At 60.3% G+C, this 24641-nt stretch carries 26 protein-coding genes; 7 read left to right on the forward strand and 19 right to left on the reverse strand.

Going from position 1 to position 24641, the window contains the following annotated elements; genetic code table 11:
- Positions 1-351: 351 nt before the first annotated feature.
- The 6 genes from rlmB to QM007_RS09650 form a co-directional block, all read right to left on the reverse strand.
- Complete coding sequence (gene rlmB, locus QM007_RS09625; protein WP_283489755.1) at positions 352-1332, reverse strand: 23S rRNA (guanosine(2251)-2'-O)-methyltransferase RlmB; 981 nt, start codon at positions 1330-1332, stop codon at positions 352-354.
- Between the two features lie 105 nt (positions 1333-1437).
- Positions 1438-2862, reverse strand: coding sequence for a cysteine--tRNA ligase (cysS, locus tag QM007_RS09630; RefSeq protein WP_283489756.1), 1425 nt, complete (start codon positions 2860-2862; stop codon positions 1438-1440).
- Between the two features lie 2 nt (positions 2863-2864).
- Complete coding sequence (locus QM007_RS09635; RefSeq protein ID WP_283489757.1) at positions 2865-3755, reverse strand: alpha/beta hydrolase; 891 nt, start codon at positions 3753-3755, stop codon at positions 2865-2867.
- A gap of 98 nt (positions 3756-3853) precedes the next feature.
- Positions 3854-4333 (reverse strand): 2-C-methyl-D-erythritol 2,4-cyclodiphosphate synthase, encoded by a 480-nt coding sequence (gene ispF, locus QM007_RS09640; RefSeq protein WP_283489758.1) that lies wholly within the window; start codon positions 4331-4333, stop codon positions 3854-3856.
- Positions 4330-5106 carry a 2-C-methyl-D-erythritol 4-phosphate cytidylyltransferase gene (gene ispD, locus QM007_RS09645; protein ID WP_283489759.1) on the reverse strand — a complete coding sequence of 259 codons (777 nt, stop codon included), beginning with the start codon at positions 5104-5106 and terminating at the stop codon, positions 4330-4332. Before ispD ends, ispF begins: the two co-directional genes overlap by 4 nt.
- 23 nt (positions 5107-5129) lie before the next feature.
- Positions 5130-5615: a CarD family transcriptional regulator gene (locus tag QM007_RS09650; RefSeq protein ID WP_185173529.1), complete on the reverse strand. Its 486-nt coding sequence runs from the start codon at positions 5613-5615 to the stop codon at positions 5130-5132.
- A 259-nt stretch (positions 5616-5874) separates the two neighbouring features.
- Here QM007_RS09650 and QM007_RS09655 point away from each other — a divergent pair, with 259 nt between their 5' ends.
- Entirely contained in the window at positions 5875-6420 is a 546-nt protein-coding gene (locus QM007_RS09655) for a hypothetical protein (protein ID WP_283489760.1), read from the forward strand.
- 85 nt (positions 6421-6505) lie between these two features.
- Here the strand turns inward: QM007_RS09655 and QM007_RS09660 are convergent, their stop codons facing one another.
- Both QM007_RS09660 and QM007_RS09665 read right to left on the reverse strand, forming a co-directional pair.
- Positions 6506-7186 (reverse strand): winged helix-turn-helix domain-containing protein, encoded by a 681-nt coding sequence (locus tag QM007_RS09660; protein ID WP_135013364.1) that lies wholly within the window; start codon positions 7184-7186, stop codon positions 6506-6508.
- Entirely contained in the window at positions 7187-8434 is a 1248-nt protein-coding gene (locus QM007_RS09665; protein WP_283489761.1) for a sensor histidine kinase, read from the reverse strand.
- Between the two features lie 188 nt (positions 8435-8622).
- Between QM007_RS09665 and phoU the strand changes: the two genes are divergently transcribed.
- Positions 8623-9279 (forward strand): phosphate signaling complex protein PhoU, encoded by a 657-nt coding sequence (gene phoU, locus QM007_RS09670; protein WP_283489762.1) that lies wholly within the window; start codon positions 8623-8625, stop codon positions 9277-9279.
- 204 nt (positions 9280-9483) lie between these two features.
- Here the strand turns inward: phoU and QM007_RS09675 are convergent, their stop codons facing one another.
- The 6 genes from QM007_RS09675 to QM007_RS09700 all read right to left on the reverse strand — a co-directional run bounded on the left by QM007_RS09675 (position 9484) and on the right by QM007_RS09700 (position 14469).
- On the reverse strand, positions 9484-10224 hold the full coding sequence (locus QM007_RS09675) for a phosphoglyceromutase (RefSeq protein WP_135013359.1): 741 nt from the start codon (positions 10222-10224) through the stop codon (positions 9484-9486).
- Between the two features lie 129 nt (positions 10225-10353).
- Positions 10354-10668 carry a DUF2516 family protein gene (locus QM007_RS09680; RefSeq protein WP_283489763.1) on the reverse strand — a complete coding sequence of 105 codons (315 nt, stop codon included), beginning with the start codon at positions 10666-10668 and terminating at the stop codon, positions 10354-10356.
- Positions 10669-10680: 12 nt separating this feature from the next.
- Positions 10681-11862, reverse strand: a complete 1182-nt coding sequence (locus QM007_RS09685) for a trans-sulfuration enzyme family protein (RefSeq protein WP_283489764.1) — start codon at positions 11860-11862, stop codon at positions 10681-10683.
- A gap of 96 nt (positions 11863-11958) precedes the next feature.
- Entirely contained in the window at positions 11959-12498 is a 540-nt protein-coding gene (locus QM007_RS09690; RefSeq protein WP_283489765.1) for a hypothetical protein, read from the reverse strand.
- A gap of 45 nt (positions 12499-12543) precedes the next feature.
- Positions 12544-13779 carry a hypothetical protein gene (locus tag QM007_RS09695; RefSeq protein ID WP_283489766.1) on the reverse strand — a complete coding sequence of 412 codons (1236 nt, stop codon included), beginning with the start codon at positions 13777-13779 and terminating at the stop codon, positions 12544-12546.
- Between the two features lie 3 nt (positions 13780-13782).
- Positions 13783-14469, reverse strand: coding sequence for an ABC transporter ATP-binding protein (locus tag QM007_RS09700; RefSeq protein ID WP_283489767.1), 687 nt, complete (start codon positions 14467-14469; stop codon positions 13783-13785).
- 729 nt (positions 14470-15198) lie between these two features.
- On the opposite strand from QM007_RS09700, the gene tmk reads away from it, so the two are divergent.
- From tmk to QM007_RS09715, 3 genes are read left to right on the forward strand one after another with little or no spacing between them, the layout of a single operon-like run.
- Positions 15199-15903: a dTMP kinase gene (gene tmk, locus QM007_RS09705; RefSeq protein WP_283489768.1), complete on the forward strand. Its 705-nt coding sequence runs from the start codon at positions 15199-15201 to the stop codon at positions 15901-15903.
- A complete protein-coding gene (locus tag QM007_RS09710) occupies positions 15900-17057 on the forward strand; it encodes a DNA polymerase III subunit delta' (protein ID WP_283489769.1) in 1158 nt (385 codons plus the stop codon). Before tmk ends, QM007_RS09710 begins: the two co-directional genes overlap by 4 nt.
- A gap of 34 nt (positions 17058-17091) precedes the next feature.
- Positions 17092-17310 (forward strand): hypothetical protein, encoded by a 219-nt coding sequence (locus QM007_RS09715; RefSeq protein ID WP_283489770.1) that lies wholly within the window; start codon positions 17092-17094, stop codon positions 17308-17310.
- A gap of 107 nt (positions 17311-17417) precedes the next feature.
- Here QM007_RS09715 and QM007_RS09720 read toward each other — a convergent pair whose 3' ends face one another.
- From QM007_RS09720 to manA, 3 genes are all read right to left on the reverse strand, one after another.
- A complete protein-coding gene (locus QM007_RS09720; protein WP_283489771.1) occupies positions 17418-18782 on the reverse strand; it encodes a PFL family protein in 1365 nt (454 codons plus the stop codon).
- Between the two features lie 12 nt (positions 18783-18794).
- Positions 18795-19064, reverse strand: a complete 270-nt coding sequence (locus QM007_RS09725; protein WP_237222984.1) for an ACT domain-containing protein — start codon at positions 19062-19064, stop codon at positions 18795-18797.
- Positions 19065-19209: 145 nt separating this feature from the next.
- The gene (manA, locus tag QM007_RS09730; RefSeq protein ID WP_283489772.1) at positions 19210-20409 is read right to left on the reverse strand and encodes a mannose-6-phosphate isomerase, class I; all 1200 of its coding nucleotides are present in this window, start codon (positions 20407-20409) and stop codon (positions 19210-19212) included.
- A gap of 138 nt (positions 20410-20547) precedes the next feature.
- Here manA and QM007_RS09735 point away from each other — a divergent pair, with 138 nt between their 5' ends.
- Positions 20548-21951 carry a phosphomannomutase/phosphoglucomutase gene (locus QM007_RS09735; RefSeq protein WP_283489773.1) on the forward strand — a complete coding sequence of 468 codons (1404 nt, stop codon included), beginning with the start codon at positions 20548-20550 and terminating at the stop codon, positions 21949-21951.
- A gap of 154 nt (positions 21952-22105) precedes the next feature.
- Here the strand turns inward: QM007_RS09735 and QM007_RS09740 are convergent, their stop codons facing one another.
- Positions 22106-23293 carry a globin domain-containing protein gene (locus tag QM007_RS09740; RefSeq protein WP_283489774.1) on the reverse strand — a complete coding sequence of 396 codons (1188 nt, stop codon included), beginning with the start codon at positions 23291-23293 and terminating at the stop codon, positions 22106-22108.
- Positions 23294-23412: 119 nt separating this feature from the next.
- The gene (locus tag QM007_RS09745; protein WP_283489775.1) at positions 23413-23895 is read right to left on the reverse strand and encodes an RrF2 family transcriptional regulator; all 483 of its coding nucleotides are present in this window, start codon (positions 23893-23895) and stop codon (positions 23413-23415) included.
- A gap of 356 nt (positions 23896-24251) precedes the next feature.
- Here QM007_RS09745 and QM007_RS09750 point away from each other — a divergent pair, with 356 nt between their 5' ends.
- Positions 24252-24620, forward strand: coding sequence for a hypothetical protein (locus QM007_RS09750; protein ID WP_135013333.1), 369 nt, complete (start codon positions 24252-24254; stop codon positions 24618-24620).
- Positions 24621-24641 lie beyond the last annotated feature (21 nt).

Below are 24641 nucleotides of genomic sequence, written 5' to 3' on the forward strand. Positions count from 1 at the left end.
CTAGGTGTTTTGTCGCTTGGCGGGTTTCCCCTGTGCCGTGGCGACTCGTAATACTCTACGCAGGTTTTTCAGACCGCGCAACCCAAAAGAGACACTTTTGGGGCATTTTCAACCCAAGGGCCACCACCAAAAACAGTAAATCACCTAGCCAACACCATAATTGACAGAAAAAAAGATTTTTTAAAGTTTTTCTGAAAATCCGCAGAAGGCTTGATTTCAGAAATTTTTTGTGAGCTAGACCCTTATTCTGGCTCACATAACCCCTCGTGAGTCTGCGTCCTGCCCTCAAACTAGATAAACAAGAAGTGCTCCCCCGCTATCGCGGGAGAGCACTTCGTTCTTATATAGAGCTTAGGCAGCTCGGCGGCGGGATACCTCGTAGAGGGCAATACCCACTGCCATGGAAGCGTTGAGCGATTCCATCGCTGAGCTAATGGGAATCGAAACGATTTGGTCGCAGTTCTCGGTGACCAGTCGTGACAACCCCTTGCCTTCTGAACCAACAACAATCATGAGCGGTTCAGAGGCTAGTTCAAGGTTGGGCAGGTCTATGTCGCCGCCGCCGTCCAGACCGACGACGAAGATACCGGCGTCCTTGGCCTGCTGGATCACGCGGGTCAGGTTAGTGGCCTTAGCTACGGGGATACGGGCAGCAGCACCGGATGAGGTCTTCCAGGCCGAAGCAGTCATAGCTGCCGAGCGGCGCTCGGGAATGACGACGCCGTTACCGGAGAAGGCTGAAACGGAGCGGATGATGGCGCCCAGGTTGCGGGGGTCGGTGATGCCGTCCAGGGCAACGAAGAGGGGTGGGGTGCTCATCTGCTTGTCGTACCAGCGGTTCATAGTGTCGAGCACCAGGTTGCCGGCGTCCGGGTACTTGTAGGGGGGAATCTGCAGAGCAACACCCTGGTGGACGGCGTGGTCGGTCAGACGATCCAGCTCGTTACGGCCAATTTCGAGCATGGGCAGGCCCTGCTTGTTGGCTTCGGTCATGATGTCGCGGACGCGGTCATCGACCTCGATGCGGGACATGACGAAGAGGGTCTTGGCGGGAATCTCGGTCTGCAGGGCCTCAAGCACGGAGTTGCGGCCGGTGACCAGTTCGTCGGAGGCCCGCTTGCCGCCCAGGCGGGGCTGGCGGGAGCGCAGGGTGTTTGTTGCCTTGCGGTTTTCGGCGGCCTTCTTCATCTTGTAGGCCTTGTGGTAGACGCGGTCTTCTGCCTTGGGGGTGTTGCCGCGACCTTCGAGGGCCTTACGGCCGTGGCCACCGGTGCCCTTGGTGGGGCCCTTCTTCTTATTGGTTGCGCCGGGGCGTGAGCCTGCCTTCGCCATGGGGTGTGTCCTTTGATAGATGTCTATGAATTGTTTTCTAGCTTACCGACCCCCTGCCCCTTACGGGGCGAGAGATGGAGCACGGTAGCGGGAGGGCTATGAGGCCTAGATGGACCAGGTGGAGCCGGATGCGCCGTCCTTGACGGTGATACCGGCTGCTGCCAGGGCGTCACGAATCTGGTCGGCACGGGCCCAGTCTTTAGCCTCGCGGGCTTCGGCGCGCTGGGTGAGCATGGTCTGGATCAGGGAGTCAAGCGCTGCGTGTTCGCCGGCTTCGTTGGCGGCAGCCCCTGCCTGGTTGAAGGACATGAGCTCTACCAGCCCCAGTACCTTGGCCATGGCGTAGACCTGCTCTGCGGCGTCCTTGGCAGATTCACCGGCGGCGAGCGCCGCGTTACCGGCGCGGACGCCCGTGTGCAGGGCGGCGAGGGCCTTGGGGATGTTGAGGTCGTCGTCCATGGCCTCGGCAAAGGCCTCGGGTACCGCAGCGTCTTCGCGGTGATAGTCGCGGGTTGCAGCCAGAAAGGCTTCAACGCGTTCAACGGCTACACGAGCCTCTTCGAGGGACGTGGGGTGGTAGTCGAGCACGGAGCGGTAGTGGGCCTGGCCTAGGTAATAGCGGACGACCAGGGGGCGGGCAGCTTCAAGCATCTGGGCGGGGGTGATGATGTTACCAATGGACTTGGACATCTTCTCGCCCTCGTAGTTGACCAGGCCGTTGTGCATCCAGAAGTTGGCAAAGCCGTAGCCTGCTGCCTGGGACTGGGCCATCTCGTTTTCGTGGTGGGGGAAGCGTAGGTCGAGGCCGCCACCGTGAATATCGAAAGTCTCGCCCAGGTACTTACCCGCCATAGCCGAGCATTCCAGGTGCCAGCCGGGGCGGCCCTTACCCCAGGGGGAATCCCAGGAGGCGGTAACGGGCTCGCCCTCCTTGTGGGCCTTCCACAGGGCAAAGTCGCGGGGGTCGCGCTTGCCGCGGGGGTCGGCGTCCGGGGCGTCTTGCATGTCGTCAATCTTCTGGCGGGTCAGGGCACCGTAGTTTTCCCAGGAGCGCACGTCGAAGTAGACGTCGCCGCAGCCGTCGGTTGCAGGGTAGGCATGGCCACGGTCGATGAGGCGCTGGATGAGGGCGAACATCTCGGGGATATGCCCGGTAGCGCGCGGTTCGTAGGTGGGGGGTGCGATGTTGAGGGAGGCATAGGCCTGACCAAAGACCCGCTCGAAGCGGTAGGCTAGGGCCCACCACTCTTCAGCCGGGTGTTCGCCGGCGTAGCCGGGCTCAAAAGAGGCGGCCGAGTTCACCAGAATCTTGTCGTCGATGTCGGTGACGTTACGAACCGTGGTCACCTTGTAACCGCGGTAAGTCAGCCAGCGGGAGAGCTGGTCAAAGACCAGACCCGAACGTACGTGCCCAATGTGCGGGGCACCTTGCACGGTGGCACCACAGTAGTAGATGCGGGCCTCGCCGGGGTGAACCGGGGTGAAATCACGGACGCTTGCTGTTGCTGAATCATAAAAACGTAGAGTCACGCCTAACAGTTTACCGTGCGCTGTAGAACCGGTGCGAGGACGCTGGCTGCGTGGTTAATCAGCAGGGAAAAGTGGCCATCGCGTGGCAGCTCGTGGATTTTAGCTCCCAGGCGGAGCCCCAGGTTGCGGGCTCGGGCGGGTTTGATGGCCAAATCTCGCCCGGCGACCCAGAGGTGCACCGGGGCTTTAACGGTGGACTCTGCGAACCCCCAGTCGTCCTGAATCGCGTACTCGTCTTGCACCCCGCCTTTGATGGAGAACTGCAGGGCGTAATCGTGGGAGACCGCCATGCGGTAGGCAGCGGTGTGCCCCTGCACGTCTCGGCCCAAGGCTGACGCCAGGGTCGAGGCGGACGCCAGCGGGCGACTGACGGCGCGGGCGGTCAGGTCTATCAGGGGTTTGGGGAACCAGGACAGAGTCAGGTGCGACATGTGGACGCGCAGCGGAGTGAGGTTAAGGCCCAGCCGGGTTTCCCAGAGGGGGTGGTGGGTGAAGGGGGCTAGCAGGATGAGCTGGTCTATCTTCTCGGAGTGCAGGGCAGCTAGGCTCATAGCGTGGGGCCCGCCGCCGGAGAAGCCCATCACGCTGAAACAGTCAAGCTCTAGATGGTCGATGATGGCTGCGACGTCCCGCTCTGCCCAGGTGCCAACCAGCCGGTAGGGGACGGCATCCGATGCTCCCAGCCCCGGGCGGTCCGGGGCGATGATGCGGATACCCAGTTCTCTGGCCGCCTCATCAAGGAAGAGAGCCTCATAGCCGGTACCGGGAGTGCCGTGGCAGTAGATGACGGTAGCTGTGGGTGCTTCTGTCTGCCCAAATTCGTGCCAGGCAATGACGCGTCCCCCGTCCTGGCTCAGCAGGTGAGGGCGGGGTTCAAGGGGGTCGGCGTTCACAGGTACTTCTTTACAGCTTGGGGTGGTGTTAACAGGGACAGGCTTATTGTAGCGCTGACTGACCCCGTCTCTGGGCGCACCCGACGCTGGGCCCTGGCTCAAGCGACCTTACGGTAAACCAGGGCAACAGCGCTAGCTGCCACACCCTCGCCTCGGCCAGTCAGGCCCAGGCCGTCGGTGGTTGTAGCGGTGACCGTCACCGGGGCACCGGCAGCCTCAGACAGGACACGGTTAGCCTCATCCCGGCGCGGGGAGAACTTGGGCTTGTTGCCGATGAGCTGCACCGCAATGTTGCCAATCTCAAACCCGGCCGCCCGCACAATGGCAGCAGCTTCAGAGAGAATCCGCACACCGGAAGCACCTGCCATATCGGGCCGATCCACCCCGAAATTGGAGCCTAAATCGCCGGTGCCGCTGGCCGAGAAGAGGGCATCGGCAGCAGCGTGGGCGACTACGTCGCCGTCCGAATGGCCCGATAGACCACGCTGGTCCGGCCAGTGCAGACCTGCCACCCATAGCTCGGTGCCCTCCTCACCAAAAGCGTGAACATCAGTACCGGTACCGATACGGGGAATCATGATTCTCTCTTTTCGTCGTAGAGGGCTGTTGCCAGGGTCAGGTCAAGGGGGGTTGTAATCTTGAAGGCCTCGGCAGCTCCCTCAACGGTCGCCACGGGTAGCCCCAAGGTCTCAGCCAGCATGGCATCATCGGTGATACTTTCAGCGACCTCAGGAGCCAGGGAGGCGACATCGCGGTGAGCCTGGAGCAAGGTGGCCAGGTCAAAGCCTTGGGGAGTCTGCACAGCCCGCAGCTGCGCGCGAGCCGGAGTGCCGCTCACATACCCCCGAGCATCTACTGTTTTGATGGTATCCACCACCGGCAACACGGGGATGACGGCCCTCTCCCCCGCAGCTAGAGCCGCAGCTACCCGGTGGTAAACCCCGGCAGGGGTAAAGCAGCGGGCAGCATCATGCACCAGGACGCCGGTGGGTAGCTGCCCGGGGGCACCCGGCAGGGGGGCGGCGTCCGCAATCGCAGTCAGGGCAGCCGTCACCGATTCGGCGCGCGTTGCGCCGCCGGGCACCGCCAGGGCACCGTGCCGGGCACAGACCTGTCGCAGCTCAACATCCTGCGGGGGTACCGTTACCACCAGCCGAGCCACCACGCCCGACGCTAGGGCACCGGCCAAGGCCCATTCCAGCAGGGTGCGCCCGGCAACCTGCACCGCTGCCTTTGGCATACCTGCGCCCAGACGCAACCCAGAACCGGCCGCCACGATAACAACAGCGAGCACCGAACCATCAGATGTGGTTGCGGTGCCCGCTGTATCAGAAAAATCTAGAGTGCTCACAGCTAGTGAGCATACCCGAAAGTTTAGACGCCCTCGAGAATCTTATCGAGTTCAACCTCGGCAGCCTCTTCGTCGATGTCCTTAGCCAGGGCAACCTCGGATGACAGAATCTGACGGGCCTTAGCCAGCATACGCTTCTCGCCAGCCGACAGGCCCCGGTCATTCTCACGGCGCCATAGGTCACGCACGACCTCGGCAACCTTCAGCACATCGCCAGATGCCAGCTTCTCAACGTTAGCCTTGTAACGGCGGGACCAGTTTGCTGCTTCTTCGGTATCGGTAGCCTGGAGCACGTCGATGACTTCCTGCAGACCGCGCTCGTCAACGACGTCGCGCACGCCCACCATATCGACGTTCTCAGCGGGCACCTCAATGACCAGGTCACCGTTAGCGACCTTGAGTTTCAGGTACATCTTCTCTTCGCCACGAATCTTGCGCATCTTGATCTCTTCGATCGTTGCGGCACCGTGGTGAGGGTAAACGACTGTTTCGCCAACCTCAAAAACCATATGGATAAACCCCTTTCAGCCTACCTATTCTACCATGCAACGAAAGACGGCACCCTTAAAGTCTCAAAATAGATACCAGCGCTCTCAGCGAACCTGACCGCTTCATTTATGCCCTTTTGCCTCGTTGATACAGACGTATCGTCGTTAAACCAGATAGAATGTGACCTGAAAAGACCAAAATATTCCGTACCTCGGCGCGGAGCACACACACTTTCGCTGCCCTTCGGCAGATCACGACCCTATACAAGGAGCTAGAGCTGTGAAGACCACCGCTTCTGTGACCGTCAAGCGCGCCAGCGCCCTCGTCGCTATCGCCGGTGCCCTGCTGGCCACCACCGGTTGCACCTACACCAACCAGCCCGCCACCACCATCGTCTACTCCGCCTCCGACGGCCAGATGGCTAACCTGCTAGGCGAGAACAACCAGCAGGACATCCAGCTCCGCAACATCATGGTTATCGCAGCCGATGATGCCTCACAGGGCCGCGTGCTGGGCACCATTCTGAACCAGACCGAGGAAGACGCCACCGTTACCCTGGCCTTCCCCACCGAAACTCTCACCGTTGAGGTTCCCGCTGGCCAGGAAGTCCGCCTGGAAAACGATGAGAACGAACTTCTCCTGGCTGAGGCTGGCGCTAACCCCGGTCTGCTGTTGAAGGACGTCGAGGTCTCCTCCAACGTCACCTCCAGCACCACCACCTTCAACGTTCCGGTTCTTGACGGCGCCCTGGAAGAGTACGCCCCCTACCTGCCCACCGCAGCGGCTACTCCCAGCGCTACCGAAACCGCTAGCAACAACGGCTAGGACCCTTTCACTTTAAAGAGTGGGGCGGGCCCTTCAGGTACCTGAAGGGCCCCCCCCACTGCTTTGCCCAGCCTAGGGTGCCGGTTTAGGGTTCAAACTTGTAACCTAGGCCGCGCACGGTGACCACGTAGCGGGGGGACGAGGGGTCAGGCTCAACCTTTGAGCGCAGGCGCTTAATGTGCACATCCAGGGTCTTGGTATCGCCCACGTAGTCAGCGCCCCAGACCCGGTCGATCAGCTGCGAGCGCGTCATTACGCGCCCTGCGTTCCGCAGCAGCATCTCAAGCAGCTCAAACTCTTTGAGGGGCATAGCTACGGTTTCGCCGGATACGGTCACTACGTGGCGCTCAACGTCCATGCGTACCGGGCCGCCTTCAATCGCCCCGGCATCGTGCTCTTCTGGTTCGCCCTGGCGGCGCAGGACGGCGCGGATGCGGGCGATAAGCTCGCGGGAGGAATAGGGCTTGGTGACGTAGTCGTCCGCACCCAATTCAAGGCCGAGCACCTTATCGATTTCTGAGTCTTTAGCGGTCAGCATAATGATAGGAACCGCGCTGGTGGCGCGAATCTGCTTGCAGACCTCGGTGCCGGACTGGCCGGGGAGCATGATGTCGAGGAGCACCAGGTCTGCGCCGTTCCGCTCGAACTCAACCACGGCGTCCAGGCCGTTATCGACCACCTGCACCTCAAAGCCCTCACGACCCAGCAAAAAGGCCAGGGGCTCGCTCAGCGCCTCTTCGTCCTCAACCACTAAAATACGGGTCACTTACTTTGCTTCCTTCACAGTTTGAGCCGACCCCGCGGGGCGCGGAGCAGCGTTGGTGTTGTGGTCTGTTATATGGGTAAGCGAGCCCGTCGGTGGGTGCTCCCCCAGCAGGTCTTGTTCGGTTTCTTCATCGACGATGGGCAGGGCAATCGTGAAGGTCGAGCCGGAGCCGGGCTGGGACCAGAGGGTTACCTCGCCGCCGTGCTGGCCCACAATGTGCTTCACAATGCTCAAGCCCAGGCCTGTGCCCCCGGTTTGGCGGGAACGCGCTGGGTCAACCCGGTAGAACCGCTCAAAGATGCGGTCCTGCTCGTCCTCGGGAATACCCGATCCCTGGTCTTTCACAGAAATTCTAACAGTGTCACTCTTCACAGCCATACCGATGCCCACCTTGGTATTCTCTGGCGAGTAACGAATGGCGTTCTCAATCAGGTTGCGCAGGGCGGTACCCAGCAGCTCGGGGTCACCGTGGACCGGGCGGGGGGCCTTTCCGCCCACCAGGAGTTCAATGTTTTTACCCTCAGCTGTAAGACGGTTACGGTCGACTGATTCAGCAACCACCTGCTCAACGTCGACCAGGGTGGAGCTCAGCACCATATCGGCTGACTGTAGGCGGGAGAGCTCGATGACGTCCTGCACCAGGGCTGCCAGCCGCTGGGATTCTTTCTTTAGCTTGCCCGAGAAATAGAGTACCGACTCGGGGTCATCAGCAGACGACTCGATGGCTTCAGCCATAAGTCCAACCGCCCCCACCGGGGTTTTTAGTTCGTGCGATATGTTGGCAACAAAATCTGTGCGAATTGTTTGGGCACGGGTAATTTCGGTGCGGTCATCGGCCAGAACCAAGATATATTCATCGCCTACCGGGGCCACACGCAGGTCAATCACCAGGCGGCTCTGGTCGTAAAAGCCACGGGTAAGGATAATTTCTTTCTCGGCAATGATGCCCTTAGAACGCACCGCACCAATCATCTCTAACAGCTCGTCAGAGACCACTGTATGCCCGCGTACCAGCCCCAAGGCGTAAGCGCCTGGGGAAGCCTGCACGACGCCGTCCACGGCGTCGACCACCAGGTAGGCGCGGCCGATGACGGCCAGCACCTCGGCGGCGCCGTCGCTAATGGTCGGCTCCTCAACATCGGCCCAGCGGGCGCGCTGACGCTCGCTTCGTTGCACGGCGAGCATGCTCACGACGCCGATCAAGAGCCCCAGCACAGCGGCAGACAAAGCAATCACAGTAGGGTTCACATCTACCAGCTTAGAGCCTACCGACCCCACCCCGCGCCCCACAGACCCCCAAATATCCCGGGGTTCAACTAACGTTTACCCAACCATGTGCTTGTGTTCATGTGCCCTTGGCACTCTAAAAGGGTAGCCGTAGGCAGGAGTCTGCCCGGCCCCCCACACACACTTCCCCAGATGGAAAGGACGCGCACGTGCGCAAAGTCTTCCAAGCCGAACTACAGCACGTCGGCGAAGAGCTGATTCATATCGCTACCCTGATCCAGGAGGCTCTCGGCCGCGCTTCGGATGCCTTCTTGCAGGCCGATATTCAAGAAGCCGAAGAGGTCATTACCAACGATGCCCGCATCGACTTCATGCAAAACGAACTCGATGAGCGCGCTATCGATATTCTGGCCCTGCAAGGCCCGGTAGCTTCCGACCTGCGCATGATCGTGGGTGCCCTGCGCATGAGCTCGTCCCTGGAGCGTATGGGTGACCTTGCCCGCCACATCGCCCAGGTGGCCCGCATGCGCTACCCCGAGCACGTCCTACCCGAGTCTATCGTGCCGGTCTTCCGCGAAATTATCGAGCTGGATCAGAAAATCATTGCCAGCGTCATTAGCCTGTTGGAAACCCGCGAGCTCTCCCACACCCAGGACATCATCAAGCACAAGATACGCATCAACGAGCTGCACGTTGAGGTCTTCAACCGCATGGCAGCTGCCGACTGGGGCCAGAACGCCCAGGTCACCGTCGACGTCACCCTGGCATCCCGCTACCTGGAGCGCTTTGGCGATCACGGCGTCTCGGTAGCCCGCAAGGTCACCTATCTGGTCACCGGCGACTGGAACGCCGTCCCCAGCATCTAGGCTGGTAGGCATCTCCCCTCCCCTGAGAGAAGAGCGGACGCCCGGGCAGGGTGGGTTCTTGACCGCCAGCTGGCTCGGGGCTGGCGTTAAGGGTGCTGGCGGGAAAGAACCCACACCTGCCCTATCTCGTAGGAAACCACAGTGCCCCGCCCTCCTCAACGAGGAAGGCGGGGCACTCAGTGGTTAATAAACCCGGGCTAGACCTTACTTCTTACCCTGGTTAGCAACAGCCTTAATGGCGTCCTTAGCGGCCTCGGGGTCCAGGTACTCGCCGGGACCGACGGGCTTGAAGTTCTCGTCGAGCTCGTAGTAAAGGGGGATACCGGTGGGGATGTTCAGACCGGCGATGTCCTCATCTGAGATGCCTTCGAGGTTCTTAACCAGGGCGCGCAGGGAGTTACCGTGGGCAGCAACCAGAACGGTCTTGCCAGCCTTCAGGTCTTCCTTGATGTCTGATTCCCAGTAGGGCAGCATGCGCTCGAGGACGTCCTTGAGACACTCGGTGCGGGGAGCGTTCTCAATGTCTGCATAGCGGGGGTCGTTAGCCTGTGAGAACTCGTCGTTGTCGTCGAGGGCCGGAGGCGGAACATCGTAGGAGCGACGCCAGGTCATGAACTGCTCTTCGCCGTAGGTTTCGAGGGTCTGAGTCTTGTCCTTACCCTGGAGGGCACCGTAGTGACGCTCGTTCAGGCGCCAGTTGCGCTTAACGGGGATCCAGTGGCGGTCGGCGGCATCGAGAGCCAGGTTAGCGGTGTTGATGGCGCGGCGCTGCAGGGAGGTGTGGACGACATCGGGGAGGATGCCGCGTTCCTTCAGCAGTTCACCACCGCGGGTAGCTTCGGCGCGACCCTTCTCGGTCAGGGCAACGTCTACCCAGCCGGTGAAGAGGTTCTTTTCGTTCCATTCTGATTGCCCGTGACGGAGCAGTACCAATTTGTAAGTCATACCCCCATTATCCCACTCACACCCTCCAAAGCAAAGATAAACCCACACATATTCACGGAAAACCCGGTCTTTTCCGGCGGGTTCTTCGTGAATATGTGTGGGTTTTTCAGACTTTAACGCAAGCTGCGACTAACGGCGGCGTACCGCAACAGCGGGGCGGACGTCCGCGAGGAAGACCCCCACGGCGGTTGCGGCAATGAGCTGCAAGAAAATAGAGCCGCCGCCGATAGTCAGTGACTGCCAGACCATCAGCACAGAGAATACAGCCGCTGCCGCGGTTACGCCCACCCAGAAGCCCTTGGTGCGCTTGAAGGCGCTCTGGTAGGCGTAGCTTGAGGCGCGGGCGGCCTCAACCAGGGCGAAAATCGACAGGGCGGCAACTACCAGGGCCAGGGCAAGGCCCACGTAGTAGGTGACCATCAGAATCAGGGCAATGGGGGTCATGGCGTCCGTTCGTTACTTGAGGTTGTCGAGGGCCGCGGCCAGGTCATTGTAGAGGTCATCGACGTTCTCGATACCTACCGACAGGCGCAGTAGCGACTCGGGGATTGAGTGGGGCTCCGAACCGTGACGGCGGCGGCGTTCAATCAGTGATTCTACGCCACCGAGGCTAGTTGCGGGTGTCCAGATGTTCAGGGCTTTGACCACGCGGTCGGTTTCTTCGGCAGTGGCGTCCAGGGTGATGGAGAGGATCGAGCCGAAGGTGCGCATCTGTGCGGACGCCCGCTCAAAGCCGGGGTCGGTAGGCAGTCCGGGGTAGCGCACGGCCTTGACGGCGGGGTGGGCCTGCAGGCGCTGGGCCAGTTCGATGGCGTTAGCGGCGGCGCGTTCAACGCGCACACCCAGGGTGCGGACGCCGCGCAGACCCAGCCAGGCTTCGAAGGGGCCGGCGATAGCGCCGTTGGTGGTGCGGTGGGCGGCCATGGCTTCGCGCAGGGTCGGTTTAGAGGTGACGGTGATGCCCAGCAGCACATCGGAGTGACCGGCGATGGACTTGGTGGCGGAATGGACGACCACATCGGCACCCAGGGCCAGGGGGTTCTGCCCCAGCGGGGTGGCGAAGGTGTTGTCAACAGCAGAGACGATACCCAGGCGCTGAGTTGCCGCGAGGATAGCGGGCAGGTCGGCGACCTCCATCATGGGATTGGTGGGGGACTCCATCCAGAGCAACACCTTGGGAGCAGCGTAGTTGATGTTCTCGGGGGTGGTACCGGCAGTAGCGGCGGCCTTTTCGAGTTCGGCAATGACGGACTCGGTGTTTTCAATGTCGAGGCGCACCACGGTGGTGATACCGCGGGCTTCGAGACGCTTAGCCATAGACACAGATGCCATGTAGGTATGCTCGGGCAGCAGAATAATAGAGCCAACGGGCACCAGATCCTGCACCGCGGCAACGGCTGCCATGCCGGAGGCAAAGACCAGGCCGGGCAGCTCTGCCCCTTCAAGGTCAGCGACGACCTCTTCGATGCCGTCCCAGCTCTGGTTGGAGAAGCGGGCATAGGTGTTGAGGTCTGAGGGGCCGGTCTGGCGGAAGGTGGACGACATAGCAATCGGCGGGTTCACGGGAGCCAGATCATCGTGGGCGGGGCGGCCACCGGCCACCAGGCGGGTTTCAGGTGAGAGGTTCTGTTCAGTCATAGGTTCAACGATACGCGCCCAGGCGCAGCCGGTGCCAGGGGCAGGTCACAGGGTGACACATGGGGGCGGACGCCAGTGAGCAGCTGGCTCTTAGCGCTACCGGCCTTTAGGGCCCCACCACTGAAACGCGAGCGCCACAAGACCGGCCAAGGCGCAGGTTAAAAGAACCTGGGTAGGGTTAGGGTGAGCATCAAGTAGCCAGGCCCAGGGGGCAAAATCTCCACCTGGGCGGCGGGCAAAAACAGTGGTCAGCAGAAGAAAGCTAGGAGGAAGAAGGCTCACATAGGGCCCAAGGGGCCGGTAGAGTATCGAAACTAAACCTAGTAGCCCTAGCAGTTTCACCAGTACCGGCCCGCTTGCTGGCCCCCAGAGGCAGACTGCACTAAAGGTCAGGCAGGCGAAGAGGCCCAGGCTAACTGCCAACAGGTGGGAGTAGGTGAGGACTCCGCGCGGCGCTACCTGTTCCCAGATGCGGGTCGTGGGGTAGGCGGCAAGAGCGATTGCTGTGACCGCGCAGGCTACCAGTACAGCATCAGCAGGTATAGACCGAGCCAGGGTCGGAATGAAATCAGGTAGAGGAAGATAGAGGAGGGTTCCCTGCCATAGGCCCAGCAGCCCTGAAACAAATAAGAGCACTAGAACTACCTGCACCACGTACCGGGATTTGAGAAAATAGCGCATCTAGGTTCCCTCGGGTAGGGAGCAGATGCTCAGAGCTGCATAGAGTTCCCGGATTTCTTCTTCTTGCGTACGGTCTAAGGTAAAGGAGTCCTCGCTAAGATAGTCCGTGAGTCGATCCTGTAGAAGGTCAGCGGAATCGCTATACCGTTTGAAACCTTCAAGATTATCTTCTGCCAGCAAGGCACCGGTACACCGGTCTAAAGGTGAAGTGTAGATAGAGGCAACCATTCGATGGGCTTCATCTACTGTCAGGGTTGGAGGGTAGGCAATGTAGGCCGTTCCCTCGTACAGGGCCGGAATATTCTCACCCCGGTAGATGACTGCCCGCCTCACCTGGGGTAGCCCTATACCCTGTAGTTTCTTAAAGTCAGATGAAATCTGCTCCCGTAAGTCGCCCCTTGCCAAAGATACCTTCCCCACGCAGACCTCCGGCTCCTGAGCGGCGCAGGCAAGCTCACCGTCAGCGAGATAAGAGGTCGCGACCGGGCCCAGGTGACCAGCCACGGTATAGCCAGCGCCCCCACCCACTGCAAGAGCTGCCATAGCTAATCCAACCTTGATAAGTCGGCGTCCGCCCTGCCAAATAGCTAAGGCCAGAAAACTGCCACCAACTACTACAGAAAAAACAATGAGCGCAACGGGGGCAGCCGGGTCTATATGTTCTACAGGCGAGCAGCACATCACCATAGCCGGGCCCGCAAGATAGCGTACGAAAGTAATGGGCAGCGTCCAGGTAAAAGCTAACCAGAGGTAGCTTGCCAGCAGGGCTAGGGGGTAGGCAAGAGCCGGGCGCAACAATTTACCCAGCCAGTAGCCCAGGGCAAGATGAACGAGTAGAGCCGCGCACTGTGCCAAAAGAATCAACGAAAATCGAGTGTTTGGTAGCGCTCCTGAAAAGGCAAGCAAACCTAAAACCCCAGCCACCTGGGCTGCCGCTCCACCAAGAAAAGAAGGAGCCAGCCATAGCCCCATCACCTGCCAGCTCGGTCGCGCTGCCGTCATATGGATTAGCTCAGTACGGCGCAGCTGAACCCCGGTCCAGCAGGAGGCCATGCAGGTCAGGCCAGCTGAAAAGATGAGTAGGAGCGAAGCCTGCCCGGCAGCAGATTCAGCATTACCCACAATGGTGGCAGAGTTACTGTAGACCAGGATGTAGAGGGCATTGAGAATCAAGGCAGCAGGAAGCAGTTTAAAAGCCAGATGACTTGTGAAGAGTCGTAAGGAAATAGGCCGCATGGTTTACCGGTCCATGAAGTGATTAAAGGCTGCAAGGGCTTGCTCTTGCGGGCTGCCCTGAAAGGGTTTGAGAAAGGCAGCGGTACTGCCCGAGAATTGCAGATGCCCCTGGCTCAAAGCAAGAACGTTCTGGTAGATTTCGTCAAGCTGGTAGAGATCATGAGTAGCCACCAGGACAATGCGCTCCTGCCCGATGCTAGAGATTAGCCGGTTAATCCCGTCCTTATGGGAGGGGTCAAGGCCTGCGGTGGGTTCATCAAGGAGTAGAACTGTAGCGCCGGTAGCAAGAGCACCTGCGATAGCCAGACGTTGGGTCTCACCACCTGAGAGTTCCGTGGCTTTTCTGTTTGCTAGTTCTGTCAGGTGAGTGGCCACAAGAGCTTCTTGGGCTAGGGAGTTCATCTCTAGGGCCGAGTTTGATGCTAACCAGCTAACGTAGCGGATATGTTCTTCTACTGTGAGCCCAGGTACCGGGTTATAGTGCTGGGGCACCAGGGCTATATGTTTGCGGTAGCGCTTGGACTGCTGGCTACTATCGAGTTCTTGGTGCCCAAGGTTGAGGCTAATGGTGCCTTGGGCGGGTTTAAGGGCTGTTGCTATGAGTGAGAAGAGTGTGCTCTTCCCTGCCCCGTTGTGGCCGAGCAGAGCGGTAGCGCCGGGTGCTAGCGTGAAGCTAAGGTTATGAAGCACCCGGCGCCGTTGCCGAGAGTAGCTAAGATTTTCTACAGAAATCATAGTTCATTCTAATACGACTGCTTCACATAGGATACATCTAGATAGTAGTTACTAACATACTGGTCATTCAGTCGTTCAACTTTGAAATAATATTCATTCGGCCTTGTCATCCGGTCAAAATTATAAGTGCCGCAATTCTGATTAACTCCTCCAAATCTATAGTCCGGAAAGAGACCCATTTTATCCCACAAGACCAAATCAATGGATTTTAGATTACTGTAACGGAGGGAACATCCCTGAAAATAGGTAACGGTATTACTGGAGTCTGACGCATTATCCTGCCATGCTCGGGAGGTAAAACCAGGAAGAGCACCTGAAATACTAGATTCCCACTGCCCTTCAGCAAAAGCTGCCCCTGCAAAATACAGTTGAGCTCAGGGCAGCAATGGGAACGCCACCCCAAACTTTCTCCTAGAGAAAAACATGACATCGAACCCTTCTATCGGTATTTAATATATTTACATTGAGACCTGCGTCTCTCATGCCTAAAACAATACTACAGATAGAGTTTTGAAGTCAATAGCTCTTTGTTCTATGCGGAGCCGTTACTAAAGAATTCTTTCCAACAGATTGGTTAAGCACGCTTGCATTGCCTTGTGGGCGAAGCGAACCAGGCAAGAGAATCATAGCAAGCGCAAACCTACCAAAATTCTTATGGGTAAACCTCTTGATAGGCTTATACCCGTGACCCAAGCACTTATCTACACCCCAGAAGCCGACCCGGGCGTCCGCACCCTCCCGGCGGACGCGAGCAGCGCAGCCCGCCCCTACCCTGGAACCTTTATCGCCTTTGAAGGCGGGGACGGCTCGGGCAAAACCACCCAGATTAAACTCCTGGCCGACGCCCTAACCCAGCGCGGCTACTCGGTGCTGGTCACCCGCGAACCCGGCGGAACCGATGTCGGTGAGAAACTCCGCGCCCTGGTTCTTGAACACGGCAACGGTGAGATTGACCCCCACACCGAAGCCCTGATGTTTGCCGCCTCCCGCGCGGCCCACGCCCACCAGAAGATTCGCCCCGCCCTTGAAGCCGGGCAGGTGGTGCTCTGCGACCGCTACATCGATTCATCAGCTGCCTACCAGGGGGCCGGCCGGGGCCTGGGCATCGGCACCGTAGTAGATCTCAGCCGCTGGGCTACCTCTAACCTGCTGCCCGACACCACCATTCTGCTCGATGTGCCCTTGGCCGAAGGACGTTCCCGCACAGGCACCCGGGGCGCCGCCGACCGCATGGAATCAGCAGATGACACCTTCCACCGCACCCTACACGCCACATTCCAGCAGCTAGCCGACGCCAACCCCGAGCGGTACGCCCGCATTGACGGTGCCCGCCCCATCGAGGACGTCCACAAGGACGTGCTAGCAGCAGCCCTGGGGAGTATCGCATGAGCGTCTTTGACTCCCTCACCGGCCAGCTCGACGTGCGCGCCCAGCTCACCCGCGCCGCTACCGACGACAAACCAACCCACGCCTGGCTCTTCACCGGCCCTCCCGGGGCAGGCCGCTCCACCGCTGCCCTGGCCTTCGCCGCCGCCCTGCTCTGCGACCAGCCCGACCCGGCCGCCCGGGGCTGCGGGCACTGCCGCTCCTGCCAGACGGTGCTCAGTGGCTCCCACGCCGACTTCCTACACTTCGCCACCGAAAAAACCACCATCACCATCGACGAAGCCCGTGACTTCGTGGTCAAGGCCCAGGACCGCCCGGCGGTCGGGCGCTGGCGCGTCATGCTCATTGAGGACGCCGACCGCATGCCCGAGCGCACCTCCAACGTGCTACTCAAAGCTATTGAAGAGCCCCCGCCCTACACCATCTGGCTGCTCACCGCCCCCTCGCCCGCCGACGTCCTGGTGACCATCCGCTCCCGCTGCCGCCCGGTCAAGCTACGCCTGCCCTCGGTGGCGGACGTCGCCGCCCGGCTTCTTGCCGACGCGCAGGCCCGCGGGGAGAACCTAGAGCCCCACCAGGCAGACTTTGTTGCCCGCCTGTCCCAGGGCAATCTAGAGGTAGCCCACAAGCTAGCCACCGACCCCGAAGCCCGCAAACGCCGCAGCACAGTGGTACAGATGCCCATCACCCTGCGTTCCATTGCCGCTGCCATGGAGGCCGCCGACGACCTCATCACCATCGCCGAAGCGGAAGCCGAAACGGACGCCGAAACCCGCAACGAAGCCGAGCGTTCCGCCCTGCTCACAGCCCTGGGCTATGAGGACGGCGAGAAGCTCTCCCCCACCCACCGAGCCCAGGTGCGCCAGCTCGAAGAAGACCAAAAACGCCGCGCCAAGCGCATTCAAACCGACACCCTCGACCGGTTCTTAGCCGACATTCAAACCGTCTTCCGCGATGTGCTGACCGTGCAGCTCTCCACCGGGGCAGACATCATCAACGCCCACCTAACCGATGACATCTACGCCTACGCCGAGCGCACCAGCCCCAACCGCACCCTAGCCCACCTCGATACGGTAGCTACCACCCGCCGCCGCATCCGTACCAACGCCGGTGCCCGCCTGGCCTTCGAAGCCATGATGACCAGCTTCATTGCCTAGCCCCCCTGCCCTTCCCTTGCCAGAAAGCACCCCCATGGCCCCGTCCGCTCCCCGTCCGCTCGCCCACCTAGGGCCCCCGCAGCAGCTACGCGCAGGAAAACTTGCCCTGCGCCTGCCCCTGCTCGTGGTGGGGCTGGTGGGGTTCGGGGCCTCCTGTGCCCTGCTCATCGCCTTTACCGTGGGGCCCCTCATCGGCTGGTTCCTGCCCTACGTGACGGTGCCGCTCACCCCGCGTCCGCGCCCGGTTCCGTAGCTCGCAGCCCACGACCCACGGCCTGCAAGGGGACCGCAAAACCAAAAAGGGACTGCATAGTATGCGGTCCCTTTTTGAAAATCAGGTCCCCTTGTGGGGGCGGGGGGTTAGTTGCGGAAGCCGTGCACCGGGGAGGGGATGCGGCCGCCACGGGCCACAAAGACCTCAGCCGACTCGGGGTGGGCGGGCATGACAGGGGCGCGGCCCAGCAGGCCACCAAACTCCACCATCTCACCGACCTCCAGACCGATCGCCGGAATGACGCGCACAGCGGTAGTCTTGTGGTTCATGACGCCAATCGCGGCTTCGTCGGCAATCATGGCCGAAATAGTCGCGGCCGAGGTATCGCCGGGAACCGCCACCATATCCAGGCCCACGGAACAAATCGCGGTCATAGCTTCGAGCTTATCGAGGGTAATCTTGCCGGCGGCTGCAGCTTCAATCATGCCGATATCCTCAGAAATCGGGATGAAGGAGCCCGAGAGGCCACCCACGTGCGAGCAGGCCATGAGCCCGCCCTTCTTCACCGCGTCATTGAGCAGGGCCAGGGCAGCGACGGTGCCGTGGGTACCCACCGATTCAAGCCCCATCTCTTCGAGCACGTGGGCTACTGAGTCGCCCACCTCGGCGGTGGGAGCCAGGGAAAGGTCGACGATGCCGAACTCCACGCCCAGGCGCTCAGCGGCCAGGGTGCCCACCAGCTGACCCATGCGGGTAATCTTGAAGGCTGCCTTCTTAATGGCTTCAGCGCAGTCGTCGAAGGACGCCCCGCGCACCTTCTCGAGGGCACGCTTAACTACGCCGGGGCCAGAGACGCCCACCGAGATAACGGTGTCGGCCTCCTGCACCCCGTGGAAGGCACCTGCCATGAAGGGGTTGTCAGAAACAGCGTTGGCAAAAACCACCAGCTTGGAGCAGCCAAAGCCGTGGGCCTCAGCAGAGCCCTCAGCGGTTTCGCGGATAACCTCGCCCATGGTGCGCACGGCGGTCATGTTGATACCGGCACGAGATGAGCCGATGTTCACCGATGCACAGACCACATCGGTTTCGTTCAGGGCACGTGGAATAGAGCGCATGAGCTTCTCGTCAGCCGGGGTAGCGCCCTTATCCACCAGGGCGGTGAAGCCACCAATGAAGTTAACCCCCACAGCCTTAGCGGCGGCGTCCAGGGTCTTGGCGAACTCCACGTAGTCCTCGTCGTTTGAGGCACCCGCTACCAGGGCAATCGGGGTCACCGAAATACGCTTATTGATAATGGGAATGCCGAGTTCAGCCTCAATACCCTCAGCTACTTCAACCAGGCGGGCTGCACGGGAGGTAATCTTGTCGTAAATCTTCTGGCGGGCTACCGCGCCATCAGAGTCGGCGCAGTCCAGTAGAGAGATGCCCATGGTGACCGTGCGGATATCAAGCTTATCTTCATTGATCATCTGCAGGGTCTCAAGAATGTTACCGGAACGGTCGCTAAACATAGTCGGTAACTCCTAGAGGGTGTGCATGGCCTGGAAGATGGCGTCAGACTGAATACGAATCTGCACGCGCTGCTCTTCTTCCACCGGCTTCATAGCCTCTTGCAGGTCGGTAATCGACTGGGCAGAATCGTCGAAGCTACCCTGCAAGATCATGGTGAAGTAGCCCTGCATGAGGGTCTGGGAGACGTTTTCGATATTGACCTTGCGCTCAGCCAGCTTGGTGGTGACGCCAGCGATGATGCCTTCGTGGTCAAGGCCGGTGACGGTCAGAATAATTTTCACGGAGTTTCCTTGTGGGACTTGTAGCCCCGCTCCCCCAGAGTGTGGAGCGGGGCGGGCTTTTTCGTCCCTTCTACTTTACCCAAGTTCTCGCCGCACACGTGGCCTAGGCAACAAAGAAAAAGCCGCGCGGTAGCGTCCGCCGCTCTTAGCGCTGGGCTGCGATGTAGAGTTCGCCGGCGCCGGTGACGGTCACCTCGGTGGGTTCGCCCACATACATGACCGACTGGGTACCGGTCAGGGTGAAGGTCTTGACCTCGTCGCTGACCACAACGGTGCCTCCCGCACACAGGGCGGTAGCTACACCGGATAGGGGCAGAGTAATGGTTTCGCCCTCTTCAACGACCAGGTGGGTGACTGAGAGGCGCTCGTCCCACATGGAATACTCGGCGGCCTTCTCGCTGGTGGGGGTAGGGCGCTGGACAGTAGGTGCGCCCTGGCCCTCACCCAGAATCTTGATGAGCTCCTCCTCATCGATGTGCTTGGGGGTAAGACCGGCACGCATGACGTTATCTGAGGGGTTCATCAGCTCAATAGCGGTACCCGAGACGTAGGCGTGCACCTGGCCATCGGGGGTGTAGGCAGAGTCGCCGGGGGCAAGGTAGACCAGGTTCATGACCAGGGCCACCAGCAGGCCGCGGTCGCCGGGGTACTTGCTATCAATCAGGGTGACCAGCTCGGCAACACCAGCGGCGGTTGATTCACTACCGGGAACTTCACCGTTCTTGGCTACCCAGGCACGCGCGGACGCGACGGTCTGCTCCACAGCTGCCGCTGCGGCGTCCTGCGGCATACGGATAATAACGGTCAGTAGCTCCTTGGCGGTCTTGGCCGCGCCCAGGGCCCCGGTGAGCCAGGGCAGGGAGAAGTGCTCGGCAATAGCGCGCAGTTCTGTGAACTCGCGCACGCCGGTTAGGATGCGCATATCAGAGAGGGCGATGACGGTTTCAGGCTTAGAGAACCGGTCCTTGTAGTTACGCGCCGGGTCGTCAAGGGCGATGCCGCGGGCGTTTTCGTCGTCAAAACCAGCCTGGGCCTGCTCGTCGGTGGGGTGCACCTGAATTGACAGGGGAGATTCAATAGCAAGAATCTTGAAGAGGAAGGGGAAGGTGTCGCTGCTACGCTGCGGGTTGAGGAAGCGGGCAGGCTGCTCGCCGACCAGGGCATCGAGCGGGAAGGCACCGCCGTCCACGTGAGCTACGGAGGGGGCGGACGAGTGCGCACCCACCCACAGCTCAGCTTCCGGCTGTTCGGTGGGGGCAGGGACGCCGCGCATGAGGGCCAGTGTCTCGTAAGAGCCCCAGGCGTAGTTCTGAATTGGATTATCTAAAGAAAAAAGTTCACCCATAGGCACCATCAAACCATGTTCGCCCCTGCCCAGTGCGCAGTTTGTGGCGCAGAAACCTGGTGTTTATCGCCATAAATCACATAGGAAATCTGTCTGGATACTGTCTAAACAGGTCACAGGGCAATTAGACTTACTCTCGTGAATACTATTGATTTAACCGCATCTTTTAAGGCTTACGATGTTCGCGGCATCGTGGGCGAAACCATCACCGCCGAGACCGTCCGCGCAACCGGCGCAGCTTTCGTAGACGTTCTCGGTCTGGCTGGCCAGGACGTTCTGGTGGGTGCCGACATGCGCCCCTCAGGCCCCGAGTTCATGGCCGCTTTCGCTGAGGGTGCTACTGCCCGCGGCGCCAACGTCATCAACATCGGCTTGATCTCTACCGACGAACTCTACTTCGCCTGTGGCGTTGAGAACGCTGCCGGTGTCACCTTCACCGCCTCCCACAACCCTGCCGAGTACAACGGCATGAAGATGTCTAAGGCGGGCGCCGTTCCCCTGTCATCAGAGTCCGGTCTCTTTGATATTCGTGACCTGGCCCAGAAGTACCTGGACGAAGGTGAAATTCCCTCCGTTGAGAACCCCGGCTCTGTTTCTGAGAAGGACGTGCTCAAGGCCTACTCAGAGTACCTGCGCAACCTGGTTGATCTCTCGGGCATCCGCCCCCTCAAGGTTGTTGTGGACGCCGGTAACGGCATGGGCGGCATGACCACCCCCGCTGTGCTGGGCGACGCAATCCTGCCCGGCCTGCCCCTGGAAATCGTGCCCCTCTACTTCGAGCTGGACGGCACCTTCCCCAACCACCCCGCCAACCCCCTGGAACCTGCCAACCTGGTAGACCTGCAGAAGGCTGTTGTTGAGCATGGTGCAGATATTGGCCTGGCTTTCGACGGTGACGCCGACCGCTGCTTCGTCATCGATGAGAAGGGTGAGCCCGTTACTCCGTCCGCTATTACCGCCCTGGTAGCTGAGCGCGAGATTGCCCGCGCCAAGGCTGAAGGCAACGACGAGCCCGTGATCATCTACAACCTGATTACCTCCAAGGCTGTTCCTGAGCTGGTTGAGAAGCTGGGCGGCCGCGCTATCAAGACCCGCGTGGGCCACTCCTTCATCAAGGCTGTTATGGCTGAAGAGTCTGGCGTTTTCGGTGGCGAGCACTCCGCTCACTACTACTTCAAGGACTTCTTCAACGCCGACACCGGCATGCTGGCTGCCATGCACGTTCTGGCTACTCTGGGCGAGGGCGAGCAGCCCCTCTCCAAGCTGGGCGCTGCCTACTCCCCCTACGTCCCCTCCGGCGAAATCAACTCTGAGCTGGAAGACAAGGCCGGTGCTATCGCCCGCGTTGCCGAGTACTTCGGCGATACCGTTGAGGTATCCGACATGGACGGTACCACCTTCGAGCACAAGACCGAGGGCTGGTGGGCTAACCTGCGCCCCTCCAACACCGAGCCCTTCCTGCGCCTGAACCTTGAGGCCCCCGACCAGGCCACCATGGAGCGCGTGCGCGATCAGATTCTCAAGATCGTGCGCGAGGGCTAAGCACACCTGCTTTGTACCAGCTCCTGCCTACTTTTCAGGCTTAAAGTGAGCAGGATGCGGTACAAAAGGTAAAAATGAGGACGCCCACCCCGCTTTCCTGCCACATGGCAAGGAAGGTGGGGCGGGCGTCCTCTGTATCTGTCCTTAGGTCAGCTTAGGAGGCGCGGGCCTGGTCGTGCAGCATCCACTGGTCGGGGCCGAAAATCTCGTACTGGATGTTAGTACCGGGCAGGCCAGCCTCAACTAGCTGGGAGCGGACGCCCTGCATGAAGCCCAGGGGGCCGCACAGGTAGGCAGAGGCGTTAGCGGGAACGTTCAGCTCAGCCACGTTGACGCGCCCCTCGAAGTCGCCCTCGCCGTCCGCCTCGATGAATGAGATCAGGCGGCCGTTCTCGAGCATCTCAACGTAGGCGGTCATCTCATCGCGCAGGGGCCAGGTGGCGAAGGAGCGGTCGGCATGTACAACAACGACCTCGCGCTTGGAGCCGGTTGCGGCCAACTCTGAGAGGAAGGCAATCATGGGGGTGACGCCGATACCGGCTGAGAAGAGGTAGAGGGGCTGGGAGTCGTCGTCGCCGAAGCCGCCCAGGGTGACGTCGCCGTAGGGGTTTGAGACCTCAACGATAGCGCCGGCCTGTAGCTCGTGCAGGATGGGGGTCATTTCGCCGGCGGTATCGAGCTTGATGGCGACGCGGCGCTGGTTCTTCTCGGCGGGCAGCAGGGTGAACTGGCGGGCCTGGCGCAGGCCGTCCTTAGCCTTGGTGACGATAGAAACGTACTGGCCGGCAATGGCGTCGGTCATGGCGACGGCGTTAGCGGGCTCAAAGGTAAGGTCGAGCACGTTCTCGCCGGTTTCTTTGCGCTCTACCAGGCGGAAGGGGGCGAACATGACGTCGTTGGCCTGGGAGGCGTAGAGGCCCTTTTCAAGCTTGATGAGGGCGTCGGCCATGAGCCAGTAGACCTCGGTCCAGGCTTCTGCGATCTCGGGGGTCAGGATATCCCCCAGGTTAGCGGCGATAGCCTCGAAGAGGTACTTGTAGACGGTGGGGTATTCCTCTTCGCGCAGGCCCAGAGAGGCGTGCTTGTGGGCAACGCGGGAGAGTACCTCGTCGGGGTACTTGTCGGGGTTGGCCAGAATGTAGGAGGCAAAGACCGCGATGGAGCCTGCTAATGCCTTGGGCTGGGTGCCTTCGAGCTGGGATGAACGGGAGAACATACCGTCAAGCAGGTCGGGGCGAGCAGCAAACATGCGCTGGTAGAAGTCGGGGGTGATGTCGTTGATACGCTCGGCGATCACGGGCAGGGTTGCCTCGATGACGGGGCGGGACTTGGCTGAGAGCACGGCTCCTCCTTGGTGACAGAGTGTTGTTAAACCACCATCAATTTAGCATACTGAATGCTAGTTTTGGGAGAAAAAAGAACCGCCCTGCGTATCGCACACGGAAGCGGCACTGTTTTGGCTTATGAGGCAAAGGACGCCTGGGGCAGCTTTTTTGTCTGAGCCAGGGGGCCAAGCCCCAGCTCTAGGAACACCGGGCCCATCTGCTTCTCGTTGGGCAGCTCAGAAATAACCACCGGGTCAAGCATTTTGAAGAATTCTTCGCGGGCGTTTGCCAGAATTTTTTTCAGGGAACAGGAATGGCGCATGGGGCATTCGTTCGCGCTGCCCTCGCACTCCACCATGGGAATATCGCCTTCAGAGGCACGAAGTACCTGCCCTACCGTGGCGCGGGCACCGGCCTCTGACAGGCGCACCCCGCCGGTGCGTCCGCGGGTAGACTCTACCAGGCCCATGTTGGCCAAAAAGGCCACTGCCTTCGTCACATGGTTGTAAGGGGTACCCACACCCTCAGCGATTTTCTGGGTAGATATCTGCTCACCGTCGAGACCCGATAGCAGCATCAGGACGCGCAGCGACACGTCAGAAAATGCGGTAAGATGCACGGGCCAACTCCTTGAATCGTATGGGCGAGGGCGAAGCTTTCTCTCTCACGGTACAGCCAAAAAGGTTCACGGTTCAACCTTTGTCTACCTGGAGGTCTTAATTTTCCCCGCCTTTGCATCACTGACAAGCACAGTGCCCTTATCTGCAAGGAGTTTCACACGGCATACCTGCCCACTCACTTGTAGCAGTTAGGGGTCGGGTGAGAGTAGTATTTATACTGTAAACACTCGCGGGCGCACACACCCAGTCATCACACACTAGCTGAAGACAAGGGTCACGCTGACCGCACCCACCGTCTCTTTACCGGCCACTCCCCCGTAGCGTGCCGGTGCAGAACTAGACATAAGGAACTATCTTGTCACAGCTTGATACCTCCATCCAGGAACTCCTATCCATTGAAGGCGCAACCGGTGCAGCTCTCGTTGACATCTCCTCCGGCATGGCTCTGGCCTCCGGCGGTTCACCCGGCTTCGACCTGACCGTTGCTGCAGCTGGTAACTCCAACGTAGTACGTGCCAAGCTCAAGACCATGAACGACCTGGGCCTGAACGGCAACATCGAAGACATCATGATCACCCTGTCTTCCCAGTACCACCTGATCAACGTTCTGAACGCTTCAGAGACCTCAGGCCTCTTCGTCTACCTGGTGCTGGACCGCAATACCGCTAACCTGGCTCTGGCTCGTCACAAGCTGAACGCCATCTCAGGCCGCATCTCCCTGTAAGTCACAGGTAGAGGCAGTCTC

The sequence above is a fragment of the Rothia sp. SD9660Na genome (assembly GCF_030064065.1).
In the GTDB taxonomy this organism is placed as follows: Bacteria; Actinomycetota; Actinomycetes; order Actinomycetales; family Micrococcaceae; genus Rothia.

Bases quoted from the DNA above. Each gene is read 5' to 3' on its own strand.
- rlmB (WP_283489755.1), bottom strand. From the start codon at position 1,332: ATGGCGAAGGCAGGCTCACGCCCCGGCGCAACCAATAAGAAGAAGGGC.
- QM007_RS09710 (WP_283489769.1), top strand. From the start codon at position 15,900: ATGAGCGTCTTTGACTCCCTCACCGGCCAGCTCGACGTGCGCGCCCAG.
- QM007_RS09720 (WP_283489771.1), bottom strand. From the start codon at position 18,782: ATGTTTAGCGACCGTTCCGGTAACATTCTTGAGACCCTGCAGATGATC.
- QM007_RS09695 (WP_283489766.1), bottom strand. From the start codon at position 13,779: ATGCGGCCTATTTCCTTACGACTCTTCACAAGTCATCTGGCTTTTAAA.
- QM007_RS09685 (WP_283489764.1), bottom strand. From the start codon at position 11,862: ATGACTGAACAGAACCTCTCACCTGAAACCCGCCTGGTGGCCGGTGGC.
- QM007_RS09675 (WP_135013359.1), bottom strand. From the start codon at position 10,224: ATGACTTACAAATTGGTACTGCTCCGTCACGGGCAATCAGAATGGAAC.
- ispF (WP_283489758.1), bottom strand. From the start codon at position 4,333: ATGATTCCCCGTATCGGTACCGGTACTGATGTTCACGCTTTTGGTGAG.
- manA (WP_283489772.1), bottom strand. From the start codon at position 20,409: ATGGGTGAACTTTTTTCTTTAGATAATCCAATTCAGAACTACGCCTGG.
- QM007_RS09680 (WP_283489763.1), bottom strand. From the start codon at position 10,668: ATGACCCCCATTGCCCTGATTCTGATGGTCACCTACTACGTGGGCCTT.
- QM007_RS09650 (WP_185173529.1), bottom strand. From the start codon at position 5,615: ATGGTTTTTGAGGTTGGCGAAACAGTCGTTTACCCTCACCACGGTGCC.
- QM007_RS09715 (WP_283489770.1), top strand. From the start codon at position 17,092: ATGGCCCCGTCCGCTCCCCGTCCGCTCGCCCACCTAGGGCCCCCGCAG.